The organism is Enterobacter cancerogenus (assembly GCF_019047785.1).
GTDB classification, from domain to species: Bacteria; Pseudomonadota; Gammaproteobacteria; order Enterobacterales; family Enterobacteriaceae; genus Enterobacter; species Enterobacter cancerogenus.
The window spans coordinates 1,202,859-1,216,479 of the sequence record NZ_CP077290.1 but is presented as its reverse complement, the minus strand read 5'-3'; the positions used below and the strand labels follow the sequence as shown (position 1 = coordinate 1,216,479).

General features: G+C 55.7%; 14 protein-coding genes. 7 read left to right on the top strand and 7 right to left on the bottom strand.

The annotated features are described in order from the left end of the window. Positions 1 to 6 precede the first annotated feature (6 nt). Genes chbR through chbG form a run of 3 tightly spaced genes read left to right on the top strand, consistent with a single transcriptional unit; the run spans position 7 to position 2,951 of the window. Positions 7 to 816, top strand: coding sequence for a transcriptional regulator ChbR (gene chbR, locus I6L58_RS05640; protein WP_088207660.1), 810 nt, complete (start codon positions 7 to 9; stop codon positions 814 to 816). Between the two features lie 22 nt (positions 817 to 838). Next, entirely contained in the window at positions 839 to 2,185 is a 1,347-nt protein-coding gene (locus I6L58_RS05635; protein WP_088207659.1) for a 6-phospho-beta-glucosidase, read from the top strand. A 10-nt stretch (positions 2,186 to 2,195) separates the two neighbouring features. Then, positions 2,196 to 2,951 (top strand): chitin disaccharide deacetylase, encoded by a 756-nt coding sequence (gene chbG / locus I6L58_RS05630; protein ID WP_088207658.1) that lies wholly within the window; start codon positions 2,196 to 2,198, stop codon positions 2,949 to 2,951. Positions 2,952 to 2,990: 39 nt separating this feature from the next. On the opposite strand, the gene galM is transcribed toward chbG, so the two are convergent. The 6 genes from galM to modE all read right to left on the bottom strand — a co-directional run bounded on the left by galM (position 2,991) and on the right by modE (position 9,776). Next, positions 2,991 to 4,031 carry a galactose-1-epimerase gene (galM, locus tag I6L58_RS05625; protein ID WP_088207657.1) on the bottom strand — a complete coding sequence of 347 codons (1,041 nt, stop codon included), beginning with the start codon at positions 4,029 to 4,031 and terminating at the stop codon, positions 2,991 to 2,993. Next, complete coding sequence (galK, locus tag I6L58_RS05620; RefSeq protein ID WP_088207656.1) at positions 4,025 to 5,173, bottom strand: galactokinase; 1,149 nt, start codon at positions 5,171 to 5,173, stop codon at positions 4,025 to 4,027. Before galK ends, galM begins: the two co-directional genes overlap by 7 nt. Further along, entirely contained in the window at positions 5,174 to 6,223 is a 1,050-nt protein-coding gene (gene galT / locus I6L58_RS05615; protein ID WP_088207655.1) for a galactose-1-phosphate uridylyltransferase, read from the bottom strand. Between the two features lie 9 nt (positions 6,224 to 6,232). Then, positions 6,233 to 7,249 (bottom strand): UDP-glucose 4-epimerase GalE, encoded by a 1,017-nt coding sequence (gene galE / locus I6L58_RS05610; protein ID WP_042321030.1) that lies wholly within the window; start codon positions 7,247 to 7,249, stop codon positions 6,233 to 6,235. 198 nt (positions 7,250 to 7,447) lie between these two features. Next, on the bottom strand, positions 7,448 to 8,920 hold the full coding sequence (gene modF / locus I6L58_RS05605; RefSeq protein ID WP_088207654.1) for a molybdate ABC transporter ATP-binding protein ModF: 1,473 nt from the start codon (positions 8,918 to 8,920) through the stop codon (positions 7,448 to 7,450). 67 nt (positions 8,921 to 8,987) lie between these two features. After that, positions 8,988 to 9,776 (bottom strand): molybdenum-dependent transcriptional regulator, encoded by a 789-nt coding sequence (modE, locus tag I6L58_RS05600; RefSeq protein WP_006177231.1) that lies wholly within the window; start codon positions 9,774 to 9,776, stop codon positions 8,988 to 8,990. 128 nt (positions 9,777 to 9,904) lie between these two features. Between modE and I6L58_RS05595 the strand changes: the two genes are divergently transcribed. From I6L58_RS05595 to modC, 4 genes are all read left to right on the top strand, one after another. Next, positions 9,905 to 10,054, top strand: coding sequence for an AcrZ family multidrug efflux pump-associated protein (locus I6L58_RS05595; RefSeq protein ID WP_042321036.1), 150 nt, complete (start codon positions 9,905 to 9,907; stop codon positions 10,052 to 10,054). Between the two features lie 178 nt (positions 10,055 to 10,232). Further along, on the top strand, positions 10,233 to 11,009 hold the full coding sequence (modA, locus tag I6L58_RS05590; RefSeq protein WP_088207652.1) for a molybdate ABC transporter substrate-binding protein: 777 nt from the start codon (positions 10,233 to 10,235) through the stop codon (positions 11,007 to 11,009). Beyond that, entirely contained in the window at positions 11,006 to 11,695 is a 690-nt protein-coding gene (gene modB / locus I6L58_RS05585) for a molybdate ABC transporter permease subunit (protein ID WP_006177237.1), read from the top strand. Before modA ends, modB begins: the two co-directional genes overlap by 4 nt. A gap of 2 nt (positions 11,696 to 11,697) precedes the next feature. After that, the gene (gene modC / locus I6L58_RS05580) at positions 11,698 to 12,756 is read left to right on the top strand and encodes a molybdenum ABC transporter ATP-binding protein ModC (protein ID WP_088207651.1); all 1,059 of its coding nucleotides are present in this window, start codon (positions 11,698 to 11,700) and stop codon (positions 12,754 to 12,756) included. On the opposite strand, the gene I6L58_RS05575 is transcribed toward modC, so the two are convergent. Further along, entirely contained in the window at positions 12,757 to 13,575 is an 819-nt protein-coding gene (locus I6L58_RS05575; protein WP_088207650.1) for a pyridoxal phosphatase, read from the bottom strand. It abuts the gene before it with no gap. Positions 13,576 to 13,621: the final 46 nt, after the last annotated feature.

Below are 13,621 nucleotides of genomic sequence, written 5' to 3'. Positions count from 1 at the left end.
TCGGTCATGGAATTCCATACCGTACATGAAAGCCAGTTTTTGAAGGGAAAGGATTTCTATTTTTTCATTCTTGATAAAACAGAAAGTATGAGTGGCTTACATGAACATGATTATTACGAATTTACGCTTATTTTGAATGGACTATGCAGCCAGAATATAAATGGTAAAAGGGTCGAATTGTCCAGAGGGGATTTTGTCTTTATTCCAATTGGATCCCATCACCAGACGTATTATGACTATGGCGTGACCCGGATACTTAACATGGGGATCGGCAAATGTTATTTTGAGGAGTATTATCTGCACATGTTGCCACCCTGTTTCGTGGCATCGCAGCGTTATTCGGTTTCGGCAGATTTTTTAAACTATATCGAATCCACGCTCGCAACGCTGAATACCCATCCTGGTGAATTTGATGAGTTCAATAAGCTTTTAACTTTTTACATCGTTAATCGATTATACCATTACGATAATTCACAAGATGAGAGTCAATTTCCTGGATGGCTTACCCGGCTGATTCGGCAGATGCATAATAAATCTCTTTTTGCAGAGAATGCTCTGGAAAATATGGTTCGGCTTTCAGGGAAAACACAATCTTACCTGACGAGAGCTACGAATCGCTATTATAAAAAAACACCCGGGCAACTCATAAACGAAATCTGCATTAATTACGCAAAACAGCAACTGGAAACCACAAATTTCTCAGTCACGGATATTGCTTTTGATGCGGGTTTCAGCAGTCCGGGCATGTTTATTAATAATTTTAAGAAGCTAACCTCCGTCACGCCGGGTCACTATCGGCGGCGACTGGTAAATTAAATTCTTCAACGTGAGACACAGGATGAAAAAATTAAAAATCGTAACGATAGGGGGAGGTAGCAGTTATACCCCTGAGTTAGTCGATGGATTTATTAAGCGTTTCGCTGAACTCCCGGTCAGTGAACTGTGGCTGGTGGATGTGCCGGAGGGCGAAGAAAAGCTAAATATTATTCACGCGCTCTGCGAGCGAATGGTCGCGAAGGCAAATCTGCCGATTAAGATTTATAAAACGCTCAATCGGCAGGAGGCGCTGGTCAACGCGGATTTTATCACCACGCAGTTCCGTGTGGGCCAGTTAAAGGCGCGCGAGCTTGACGAATGCATTCCGCTGTCTCATGGTTTTTTGGGGCAGGAGACAAATGGTGCAGGCGGGCTATTCAAAGGCTTACGTACCATACCCGTTATATTTGACATTATCCGCGATGTGCAGGCGATCTGTCCCCAGGCCTGGATCGTGAATTTCACCAATCCGGCAGGGATGGTGACCGAAGCTGTCTTTCGACACACTGACTTTAGACGATTCATTGGCATCTGTAATGTGCCGGTCGGAATGAAGATGCTCATTCAGGATATCCTGGCGCTCACGCCGGAAGATACGCTTTCCATAGATCTGTTCGGGCTTAATCATCTGGTATTTATTAAAGAGGTGCAGGTCAACGGCCAGTCGCGCTTTGCTGAAATACTTGATCTTGTCGCATCGGGCACAATAAGTGGTAGTACCGTCAGAAATATTTATAGCCTGCCATTTAGCGAAGGATTTATTCGTGCATTGAACCTGATCCCCTGTTCTTATTTACTCTATTACTTTAAGAAAAAAGAGATGCTGGCGATAGAGTTGGGCGAGTATCACAAAGGTGGTGTTCGTGCGCAGGTAGTGCAAAAACTGGAGAAACAGCTTTTCGATATCTATCGCAGCCCGCAAGTTAATACTAAACCCCCGGAACTGGACGCGCGTGGCGGAGCATATTACTCCGACGCAGCGTGTGAAGCGATCAACGCCATCTACAACGATAAACAGACCGAGCATTATATTAATATTACACATCGTGGTCACGTTGAGAATATTCCAGCAGAGTGGGCAGTTGAAATGACCTGTCTGTTAGGAAAAGAGGGGGCCACGCCTCATCCGCGAATAAGACATTTTGATGATAACGTTCTGGGGTTAATTCACACTCTGAAAGCCTTTGAAATTGCTGCAGCACGCGCGGCGCTAAACGGTGATTTCAACGATATTTTACTGGCGCTGAATCTTAATCCACTCATTGGCTCAGACACCAGCGCGGAATGCCTGGCGAAGGAGCTGCTGCTGGCCCACCAGGCGTATCTGCCGCAGTTTGCTGATGCCGTGCGCGCGCTTAATCACCAATAAGGAAAAGCGAATGTCAATGCGGGTTATTGTGAATGCGGATGATTTTGGACTGAGTCCAGCCATTAATTACGGCATTATTGAAGCGCATCGTCACGGCGTCGTGACGTCAACGACGGCGATGATGAATGCCAACGCCATTGAACACGCGGCCAGCCTGAGTGCAGATTTGCCCGGGCTAGGGATCGGACTGCATTTTGTGCTGAGTTTCGGCGTGCCGCTTACCGCCATGTCTTCGCTTGCGCGGGAAGGGAAGCTCGGTAAATGGATATGGGACACAGCGGAACAGGGGCTGTTGCAGGATGGAGACATTGCCGCCGAACTACATGCGCAGTATGAGCGCTTTATTGTCCTGTTTGGCCGGCAGCCAACCCATATTGACAGCCACCATCACGTTCATTTTATTCCGCAAGTATGGCGGCAGGTGGAACGTTTTTGTCGCGAAAAGGGGTTGCCCATCCGCATGGACGGCAAGACCACCTGCACCAGCCCTATGCCTGCGCCTGTACGCGGACCGGAGAGGTTTAATGGCGATTTTTATGGGCAAAATGCCACTATCGCCTTTTTCATCGATGCGCTGCAAAAGGCCAAAGAAGAAGGGGCAACATCTCTAGAGATGATGTGTCATCCCGGCTTTGTCGATAATGTGGTTCGCCAGAGCCACTACTGCGAGCCCAGGCTCGAAGAGCTGGAAACTCTCACCTCACCTGAGTTAAAACAAGCCCTGCTTGAACAGGGCTACCAACTGGCGACCTACCGCAATCTCTGAACCCACGCTCACCCTTTGCGGTGGGCGTATTGGTTATTTTCAGGCAGGGATAAAATGATAAACCGTCACGCTGACGTACTCTTCACCCGGACGCAGCACGCAGTCGGGCTGCGGCCATTCCGGGTGGTTAGGGCTGTCGGGCAAGTATTCACTTTCCAGCGCCACGCCCTGCCAGTTACGGTATTCATCCCCCTCGCGCGCCGCAGTACCGTTGAGGTAATTGCCCGAATAAAACTGCAGGGCCGGGGCGGTGGTGTAGACCGTCATCTGCAGTTTCTCATCGGTTGACCACAGTTGTGCACCAGGCTGGCGCAGATCGCCTTTCGCCTGGAGCAGGAAGGCGTGGTCGTAGCCATTCACCTTACGCTGGTCGTCATCGCTCAGGAAATCCTGGCCGATGGGCTTAGCCGTGCGGAAATCGAAGCTGTTGCCGCTTACGGCTTTCAGCCCCTGATACGGGATGCCCATCTCATCTACCGGCAGGTATTCATCGGCCAGTATCTGCAGCTTGTGCTGGCGCACGTCGCTGGTGTTACCGTCCAGGTTGAAGTAGGCATGGTTGGTGAGATTAACCGGACAAGGTTGATCCACCGTCGCGCGATACTCAATGGCAATGCGGTTATCGTCGGTCAGGGTAAAGCGTGCCGAGGCAGAGAGCGCGCCCGGGAAACCCTGGTCGCCATCGGGCGAATCCAGCGAAAACAATACTTCCCCGTCGTTCTGCTGAACGATTTTCCAGCGGCGTTTATCGAAGCCTTCCGGCCCACCGTGCAGCTGATTGTCACCCTGGCTTGGCAGGAGGGCATACCCGACGCCGTCGAGTTCGAAGCGGCTCTGCGCAATGCGGTTGGCATAACGGCCCACCGACGCGCCAAGGTAGGCCGTCTGGGTAACATACTGTTCCGGTGATGCGCAGCCGAGCAGGGTTTCGCGCACGCTGCCATCCGGCATCGGCACGCGGGCGGAGAGCAGGGTAGCGCCCCAGTCCATCAGCGTCACCACCATCCCTGCTTCATTGCGCAGGGTTAACAGGCGATACGGCAGTCCATCCGGTGCGAGGTTTGGCGTCTCTTTTAGCACTGTCCGGCTCCTTGTGAGGCTTTACAGACATAGAATGTCTCTTTGATGCCCGTTTTGGCTTCGTACTGCTTCGCCACGGCGTCCTGGACCACTGGCACCAGGTCTTCAGGGATTAGCGCCACGATACAGCCACCAAAACCGCCACCGGTCATGCGCACGCCACCGTTATCGCCGATAGCCGCTTTAACAATCTCAACCAGGGTGTCGATCTGCGGAACGGTGATTTCGAAATCATCGCGCATGGAGGCGTGAGATTCAGCCATCAGCTCACCCATGCGTTTGAGGTCACCTTTTTCGAGCGCGCAGGCGGCTTCAACGGTACGCGCGTTTTCCGTCAGGACGTGACGCACGCGTTTTGCCACGGTCGGGTCCAACTCGTGCGCCACCTTATTGAACTCGTCGAGTGTGACATCGCGCAGCGCGGGCTGCTGGAAGAAGCGGGCCCCGGTTTCGCACTGCTCGCGGCGGGTGTTGTACTCGCTGCCCACCAGCGTGCGTTTGAAATTACTGTTAATAATCACCACCGCGGCGCCCTTCGGCAGCGGTACGGCTTTGGTGCCGAGAGAGCGGCAGTCAATCAGCAGGGCATGCTCTTTTTTGCCCAGCGCGGAGATAAGCTGATCCATAATGCCGCAGTTACAGCCCACAAACTGGTTTTCTGCTTCCTGGCCGTTAAGGGCAATTTGCGCCCCGTCCAGCGGCAGATGGTAAAGCTGCTGGAACACGGTACCGACCGCCACTTCCAGCGAGGCCGACGAGCTTAAACCCGCCCCTTGCGGAACGTTGCCGCTGATGACTAAATCTGCGCCGCCAAAATTTTTGTTACGCTGCTGCAGATGCTTCACCACGCCGCGCACATAGTTCGACCACTGTTGTGTGTCGTGGGTCACGACAGGGGCATCGAGAGAAAACTCGTCGATCTCATTGTCGTAGTCTGCCGCGATCACGCGCACGGTGCGGTCGTCGCGTGTGGCGCAGCTGATCACCGTCTGGTAGTCGATGGCGCAGGGCAGAACAAATCCGTCGTTATAATCGGTATGTTCCCCGATAAGGTTCACGCGCCCGGGGGCCTGGATAACGTGGGTGGCAGGGTAGCCAAATTTTTCAGCAAACAGGGACTGTGTTTTATCTTTCAGACTCATTTATTCGACTCCTGATTCGCGGTAGTGGACATCGCTCACGGCACGCAGACGCTCTGCCGCTTGTTCTGCCGTCAGGTCGCGCTGGGTTTCCGCCAGCATTTCGTAGCCCACCATAAATTTACGCACCGTCGCGGAACGCAGCAGCGGCGGATAGAAATGGGCATGCAGCTGCCAGTGTGCATTCTCTTCACCGTTGAACGGTGCCCCGTGCCAGCCCATGGAGTACGGGAAGGAGCACTGGAAGAGATTGTCGTAACGGCTGGTCAGCTTCTTCAGCGCCAGCGCAAGGTCATCGCGCTGGGCATCGCTGAGATCGGTGATGCGCTGAACGTGCGCTTTTGGCAGCAGCAGCGTTTCAAACGGCCACGCCGCCCAGTAGGGCACTACCGCCAGCCAGTGTTCGGTTTCGACCACGGTGCGGCTGCCGTCGGCCAGCTCGCGCTGGGTATAGTCCACCAGCATCGGCGAGCCGTTTTCGGCAAAATAGGCTTTTTGCAGGCGATCTTCGCGCTCGGCTTCATTCGGCAGGAAGCTGTTCGCCCAGACCTGGCCGTGCGGATGCGGGTTGGAGCAGCCCATGGCCGCGCCTTTATTTTCAAACACCTGCACCCACGGGTAGGTTTGGCCCAGCTCTGCCGTCTGCGCTTGCCAGGTGCTGACCACCTCTTTAAGCGCCTCAACGCTCAGCTCCGGCAGCGTTTTGCTGTGATCCGGCGAGAAACAGATCACGCGGCTGGTTCCACGGGCGCTTTCGCAGCGCATCAGCGGATCGTGGCTTTCCGGTGCATCCGGCGTGTCGGTCATCAGCGCGGCAAAATCGTTGGTAAAGACGAAGGTGCCTGTATAGTCCGGGTTTTTGTCACCGGTCACGCGCGTATTGCCCGGACAGAGGAAACAGTCCGGATCGTGCTGGGGCAGCGTCTGTTTTGCAGGCGTCTCTTGCGCCCCCTGCCAGGGGCGCTTGGCGCGATGCGGAGAGACCAAAATCCATTGCCCGCTGAGCGGGTTAAAACGACGATGCGGGTGATCGACGGGGTTGAATTGCGTCATGACAAATCCTTAGTCCGGATAGCCTTGCGGGTGGCGTGACTGCCAGTGCCAGGTATCTTGTGCCATTTCATCGAGCGTGCGGGTGACACGCCAGTTAAGCTCTTTATCGGCTTTGGTGGCATCCGCCCAGTAAGCGGGAAGGTCGCCGTCGCGGCGTGGAGCAAAGTGGTAATTCACCGGCTTCCCGCAGGCTTTGCTGAAGGCATTCACCACGTCGAGCACGCTGCTGCCGACCCCGGCACCGAGGTTATAAATATGCACACCCGCTTTGCCAGCCAGCTGCTGCATGGCCGCCACGTGGCCGTCGGCCAGGTCCATCACGTGGATATAGTCGCGCACGCCGGTACCGTCTTCGGTTGGATAGTCGTTGCCAAAAATGGCCAGCGATTCGCGACGGCCAACGGCAACCTGGGCGATGTACGGCATCAGGTTATTGGGAATACCCTGCGGATCTTCGCCCATATCGCCTGATGGATGCGCGCCGACCGGGTTGAAATAGCGCAGCAACGCAATGCTCCACTCCGGCTGTGCTTTCTGTAAATCAGTCAGGATCTGCTCGACCATCAGCTTGCTTTTGCCATACGGGCTTTGCGGCGTGCCGGTCGGGAAGCTTTCAACGTAAGGGATTTTGGGCTGATCGCCGTAGACGGTCGCGGATGAGCTGAAGATGAAGTTTTTAACGTTCGCCGCGCGCATCGCCGAGATTAACCGCAGCGTGCCGTTGACGTTGTTGTCGTAATACTCCAGCGGTTTTGCCACCGATTCGCCAACTGCTTTCAGGCCAGCGAAGTGGATCACGGTTTCAATCGCGTGATCGTGAAGGATCTCGGTCATCAACGCTTCGTTGCGGATGTCGCCTTCCACGAAAGTGGGTTGTTTACCGCCAAGACGTTCAATCACAGGCAGCACGCTGCGCTTACTATTGCACAGGTTGTCGAGGATGATGACATCATGACCGTTTTGCAGCAGCTGCACGCAGGTATGACTTCCTATGTAACCGCTACCACCTGTTACCAGAACTCGCATATTTCGCTCCATTGGGCTTATGGTATGAATTAACCATAGCATAACAGAGACGACAAAAGTGTGACATGGGATAAAATAGTGGAATCGCTTACACTGGTTTTCACGCGCCTGTTCGGGGGGCCAGAGGGCATTATAGATCAAAGAGATAGATTTAGTGCTGCAGGTAGTCTGAAAAGAGGAGGGCACCGCCCTCCGGGGTCAGTCGATCTTGCTGAGAAGGTAACGGTAGCACTCGCCGTCTGGCACAAATTCCAGCCGATGGGTGATGCAGGCGGGGGCGTCTTCCGCATGGTGGGAGACAAACAGCAGCTGCGTCTCGCCTTCGCTAATCAGCACATCCACAAAGCGGCGGATCAGCTGGCGGTTGAGCGGGTCCAGCCCCTGCAACGGCTCGTCCAGGATCAGCAGCGTCGGGTGTTTTACCAGCGCGCGAACGATCAGCGCCAGCCGTTGCTGGCCCCACGAGAGGCTGTGAAAAGGGGCATCCGCCACGCGGTTATCCATCCCCAGAATATCCAGCCACTGCTGCGCCAGCTTGTGCTGTTTATCCGACACCGCCTGATAAATGCCGATGGAGTCAAAAAAGCCCGAGAGGATCACGTTGCGCACCGTCGTGCTGACGCGATAATCCAGATGGAGGCTGCTGCTGACGTAGCCAATATGCTTTTTGATATCCCAGATGGTTTCGCCGCTGCCGCGACGGCGGCCAAACAGCGTAAGATCGTTACTGTAGCCCTGCGGATGATCGCCGGTAATCAGGCTTAACAGCGTGGATTTCCCCGCGCCGTTAGGGCCGACAATCTGCCAGTGCTCACCGGGGTTTACCGTCCAGCTCAGATGATTAAGGATAGGGCGATCGTCGTACGACACCACACCGTCGCGCAGTACAATGCGCGGCTGGTGGGGGTCCAAATCGTGGCGCGCGGAAAGGGTATCCGGTTCCGGAAGCGCAATACCGTCCAGTTTCTCGCTGTGGGCCAGCTGAGCAATCAGCGCCTGTTTGAGCAGGGTGGATTTCTCACCGGTTTCGGTCAGGTTACAGTCGGCCAGCACGCCTGCGTTTTGCACAAAGTCCGGGATCTCATCAAAGCGGTTCAGCACCAGCACGAGCGTGTAACCCTGCTGATTGAGCCTCTCCAGCAGGGTCGCCAGCTGGGCGCGGGACTGCACGTCCAGCCCGTCAAACGGCTCGTCGAGGATCAGCAGGTCCGGCTCGCTCATCAGCGCCTGGCACAACAGCGTTTTGCGCGTCTCGCCGGTAGAAAGGTATTTAAAGCGGCGCCCGAGAAGGGCTGTGATGCCAAACTGCTCCGCCAGGTGCCTGCAGCGCGCGTCGTCTTTGACCGTATCCTGAATGATCTCCCCCGTGGTGCGGCCAGTATCTTCTTCTCCGGGGCTAAGCAGATCGGTGTTGTTGCGCTGCCACTCATCGCTGACCAGCTTTTGCAACTGTTCGAACGAGAGGCGCGTCAGGCGGGTAAAGGTACAGCGGCGTTCACCCTTGAGCTGGGTAAGCTCTCCGGCCAGCGCGCGGGCAAGAGCCGATTTTCCGCTGCCGTTTGTGCCGACAAATGCCCAGCTCTCACCGGCTCGCAGCGTTAAATCAGGAAGCGACAGCGTTCGGGTATCGCTAAGACGAAACGTGCCTTGCGAAATATGCAATGATGACATGATTTATCCCATTTTTTGCAGCAATATATGTCAGGGATACCCACTGTCGGCACGATTGTCAATGCGCTTAGCATAATGTGGCGATAATCACCCGGTCCGCGTTGAAATATGCGGTGACTTCAGCACCTTCCTCCAGATCCGCCGCGTCGTGCAGGGGGACCGTGGCGCAAAGCATCTGCCCGTCGGGCAACGTCATCAGCACTTCGCACTGCTCCGCGCCGCGTTCAATATGGCTAATGGTGCCCTGCAGCTGATTATCCGCCTCTTTAGCCTGCTCCGGCTGGCGGGTCATGCTCACCCAGGGGGCTTTGAGTAACACCAGCACCTCTTTGCCTTCTTCCAGCCCCAGGCGCTGGCCGCTTTGCGCGGTGATGGCGGCCTTAAGGCGGGTGGTGCCGTCGGCAAGCAGGATCTCAATATGCTGCTGAACCTGCGAATTATCACGCGCCGTGACCGTGCCGAACCACTGATTGCGGGCGCTGGTTTGCAGCGAAAAGCGCGAAATAGCTCCCAGCAGGCTGTCCAGCGGAACGTTGTCGTCGTCGCTCAGCACGTCAAACGCTTTCTGCTGGATTTGGGCCAGCAGATCGTAAAGCTGGATCAGGCGTTGCCCGTAGCGGGTAAGCACCGCGCCGCCACCGCCTTTTCCGCCCGTCGCCCGGTCAACCAGCGTTTGCTCGCTCAGGGTGTTCATCTCGTTGATGGCGTCCCAGGCGCTTTTGTAGCTGATGCCTGCGTTTTTCGCCCCCTGGCTAATTGAACCAGTCTGTTCTATTTGTTTAAGCAGGGCGATGCGTCGTGGATCGGCGAAAAGCTTCTGCTGAAGACGGAGAGTGAGGAGAATTTCGGCCTGCATAACAATGTCCTGGCAAAAAGGGTATTGTGACCCAAATGGCGCAGCGCGCAAAGCGCACCGCACAAAAGGGGATGTTTTTCTTACCGTTCAGGGTAGAATAAAGCGGTTCACACAATCTGGAGAAAACCATGTTAGAGTTGTTGAAGAGTCTGGTATTCGCCGTGATCATGGTACCAGTAGTGATGGCTATCATCCTCGGTGCCATCTACGGCCTGGGTGAAGTGTTCAACGTCTTTTCGAACATCGGTCACAGAGACCAGCCTAAAAAGCAGCAATAATTCCCCTCAGAACGCCCGGCCAGCCCGGGCGTTTTGCTCTCAAGTTTTTCCCCTTTCCGCCGATAGTTATTTCTGCAGTAGCCGGGTTTACTCATTAATCGGTACGATTTAACGCTAGGATATCCCTGCGGTTATCGTTATATTTATATGTATATAACGAAATGCACAGGAGCTACAAATGGCAGGTACATGGGTACGCCTTTTCGCAGGGGCAACGCTGACGCTTTCTCTGGCCGGACACGCGCTGGCTGACGAGGGTAAAATCACGGTTTTTGCGGCTGCATCGCTCACCAATGCTATGCAGGATATCGCGACCGCGTATAAGAAAGAGAAAAACGTTGATGTGGTCTCCTCGTTTGCCTCGTCGTCCACGCTTGCCCGCCAGATAGAAGCGGGTGCGCCTGCGGATCTGTTTATCTCCGCCGACCAGAAGTGGATGGATTATGCGGTAGAGAAAAAATCCGTTGATACCGCCACCCGCGAAACGCTGCTGGGCAATAGCCTGGTGGTAGTGGCACCAAAAGACAGCGCGCAGGGCGACATTAATATCAGCAAAGAGACCCCGTGGATACGCCTGCTGAACGGTGGTCGACTGGCCGTTGGCGATCCGGCGCATGTCCCGGCCGGGATTTATGCCAAAGAGGCGCTGCAGAAGCTGGGCGCGTGGGCGTCACTCTCGCCAAAACTGGCCCCGGCTGAAGATGTCCGCGGCGCGCTGGCGCTGGTTGAGCGCAACGAAGCGCCACTGGGCATCGTCTACGGCTCTGATGCCGTCGCCAGCAAAGGGGTAAAAGTCGTTGGCACCTTCCCGGAAGACTCGCACAAGAAAGTGGAATATCCTGTTGCGATTGTTGACGGGCACAAAAATGCGGCGGTAACGGCCTTTTATGATTACCTGAAGGGGCCGGAAGCGTCAGCCATCTTTAAACGTTACGGATTTACGACTCACGAATGATGTTGACCGATCCTGAATGGCAGGCCGTGCTGCTGAGCCTTAAAGTCTCCTCCCTGGCAGTTGTACTGAGTTTACCCTTCGGGATCTTCTTTGCCTGGCTACTGGTTCGCTGCCGGTTCCCAGGCAAAGCCCTGCTCGACAGCGTGCTTCATCTCCCGCTTGTTTTACCGCCCGTGGTCGTTGGCTATTTGCTACTGATCTCGATGGGGCGACGCGGTTTTATCGGCGAACGGCTGTACGACTGGTTCGGCCTGACGTTTGCCTTCAGCTGGCGCGGTGCCGTGCTGGCGGCAGCGGTGATGTCATTCCCGCTGATGGTCAGGGCCATTCGCCTGGCGCTGGAAGGCGTTGATATCAAACTGGAACAGGCTGCCCGCACGCTGGGCGCGGGGCGCTGGCGGGTCTTTTTCACCATCACGCTGCCGCTTACCCTGCCGGGCATTATCGTTGGCACCGTGCTGGCCTTCGCGCGATCGCTGGGCGAATTTGGTGCCACCATTACCTTTGTCTCTAACATTCCTGGCGAGACGCGGACTCTCCCGTCGGCGATGTACACCCTCATTCAAACCCCTGGCGGGGAAGGCGCGGCGGCGCGGCTGTGTATTATCGCCATTGTGCTGGCGCTGGCGTCGCTGCTGGTGTCTGAGTGGCTGGCGCGCCTTAGCCGTGAGCGGATGGGGAAATAATCATGCTGGAACTTCATTTTACCCAGACGCTGGGAAGCCACTGCCTCACGCTCAACGAAACGCTGCCCGCGAGCGGCATCACCGCCATTTTTGGCGTGTCGGGCGCCGGGAAAACCTCGCTCATCAATGCCATTAGCGGCCTGACGCGCCCGCAGTCCGGGCGCATCGTGCTGAATAACCGCGTCTTAAATGACGTGGAAAACAAGATTTACCTGGCACCCGAAAAGCGGCGGATCGGCTACGTGTTCCAGGACGCGCGGTTGTTCCCGCACTACAGCGTGCGCGGTAATCTGCGCTACGGCATGGCGAAAAGCATGTCCGGGCAGTTTGATAAGCTGGTGGCGCTGCTGGGGATTGAACCGCTTCTCGACCGGCTGCCGTCGGCGCTTTCAGGCGGGGAGAAACAGCGCGTGGCGATTGGCCGTGCATTGCTGACCGCGCCGGAGCTGCTGCTGCTCGACGAGCCGCTGGCCTCGCTGGACATTCCGCGCAAACGTGAACTGCTGCCGTATCTCCAGCGTCTGGCGCGCGAAATCAATATTCCGATGCTGTACGTCAGCCATTCGCTGGATGAGATCCTGCATCTGGCAGATAACGTGCTGGTGCTGGAAAACGGCAGCGTCAAGGCGTTTGGCAATCTGGAGGCGGTCTGGGGCAGCAGCGTGATGCACCCGTGGCTACCCAAAGAGCAGCAGAGCAGCATTCTCAAGGTCAACGTGCTTGAGCACCATCCGCACTATGCCATGACCGCGCTCGCGCTGGGTGACCAGCATCTTTGGGTCAACAGGATCGATAAACCGTTGCAGTCTGCGCTGCGTATTCGTATTCAGGCCTCGGACGTCTCGTTAGTGCTGCAGCCGCCGCTACAAACCAGCATCCGCAATATTTTGCGTGCGAAGGTGGCAGAGTGTTTAGACGATAACGGGCAGGTCGAGGTGAAGCTCGAGGTGGGCAGCAAGACGCTCTGGGCGCGGATCAGTCCGTGGGCCAGGGATGAACTCGGCATCAAACCCGGCCTGTGGCTCTATGCGCAAATCAAGAGCGTCTCGATCACCACCTGATTACAGCAGGTGGGTATAAATATATTGCGCGATGCTGTCGACGGTGTTGTCCCCAATCACCACGTTAGCACGCGCTTTTACCGCGTCATCGGCATTGCCCATCGCCACGCCCGTACCGGCAGCTTCCAGCATGCTGATGTCGTTGTAGTTGTCGCCAAAGGCAATCACGTCCTGCATTGACCCGCCCTGAGATTCGACGTACTGCGTCAGGCGCTTGCCTTTGCTGTTGCCTTTACGCGCAATGTCCACCTGGTCATGCCAGGACCACTCGCACTCCAGCCCCAGGGCCTGCTCTACGCGGCTGGCGAAGGCGTTCAGTTTTCCGGTGTCTTCATCCGTCAGGGCAAATTTCCAGATTGCGTTAACCTCCTGAGCCGCCTGACGCAAAGAAGATACCTGCGTGAAGACCGGGCGCTGCGCTTCCGGCAGCGACAAAGCCCACTTGCTGGTGCGGATCACGTGGCCGGTTGCGCGCTCGTACATCATGGACTCGTCCACGTACATCAGGCCGTGCACGTCGTGCTCATCCAGCAGGTCAATGAGTTGCAGCGCGCTATCGACGGGAAGCGGATCGGATTCCAGGACCTTTTTTGCCTGATAATCATACAAATAAGTGCCATTACAACAAATTGCAGGTGTATCTAAGCCCAGTGCCTGATAAAAAGGATGGATGGCAACGTGATGTCGACCCGTTACGATCAGGAGTTGATAACCCACTTCCTGCGCGCGCTTGAGCGCGTCGACAGAAGAGGGGAGCAGGGTTTTCTGAGGAGTAAGCAGTGTTCCGTCTAAATCCAGTGCAATCACACGCGAGGTCATTTGTTCTTCCGGGTTAATGTTGAATTTAAGGTCTCAGGGGATGGTA

Coding starts and splice junctions, on each gene's coding strand:
- I6L58_RS05595 (WP_042321036.1), top strand. CDS start 9,905: ATGTTAGAGTTGTTGAAGAGTCTGGTATTCGCCGTGATCATGGTACCA.
- galE (WP_042321030.1), bottom strand. CDS start 7,249: ATGCGAGTTCTGGTAACAGGTGGTAGCGGTTACATAGGAAGTCATACC.
- I6L58_RS05575 (WP_088207650.1), bottom strand. CDS start 13,575: ATGACCTCGCGTGTGATTGCACTGGATTTAGACGGAACACTGCTTACT.
- modB (WP_006177237.1), top strand. CDS start 11,006: ATGATGTTGACCGATCCTGAATGGCAGGCCGTGCTGCTGAGCCTTAAA.
- galT (WP_088207655.1), bottom strand. CDS start 6,223: ATGACGCAATTCAACCCCGTCGATCACCCGCATCGTCGTTTTAACCCG.
- I6L58_RS05635 (WP_088207659.1), top strand. CDS start 839: ATGAAAAAATTAAAAATCGTAACGATAGGGGGAGGTAGCAGTTATACC.
- modF (WP_088207654.1), bottom strand. CDS start 8,920: ATGTCATCATTGCATATTTCGCAAGGCACGTTTCGTCTTAGCGATACC.
- modC (WP_088207651.1), top strand. CDS start 11,698: ATGCTGGAACTTCATTTTACCCAGACGCTGGGAAGCCACTGCCTCACG.
- chbG (WP_088207658.1), top strand. CDS start 2,196: ATGTCAATGCGGGTTATTGTGAATGCGGATGATTTTGGACTGAGTCCA.
- modA (WP_088207652.1), top strand. CDS start 10,233: ATGGCAGGTACATGGGTACGCCTTTTCGCAGGGGCAACGCTGACGCTT.
- modE (WP_006177231.1), bottom strand. CDS start 9,776: ATGCAGGCCGAAATTCTCCTCACTCTCCGTCTTCAGCAGAAGCTTTTC.
- chbR (WP_088207660.1), top strand. CDS start 7: ATGGAATTCCATACCGTACATGAAAGCCAGTTTTTGAAGGGAAAGGAT.
- galK (WP_088207656.1), bottom strand. CDS start 5,173: ATGAGTCTGAAAGATAAAACACAGTCCCTGTTTGCTGAAAAATTTGGC.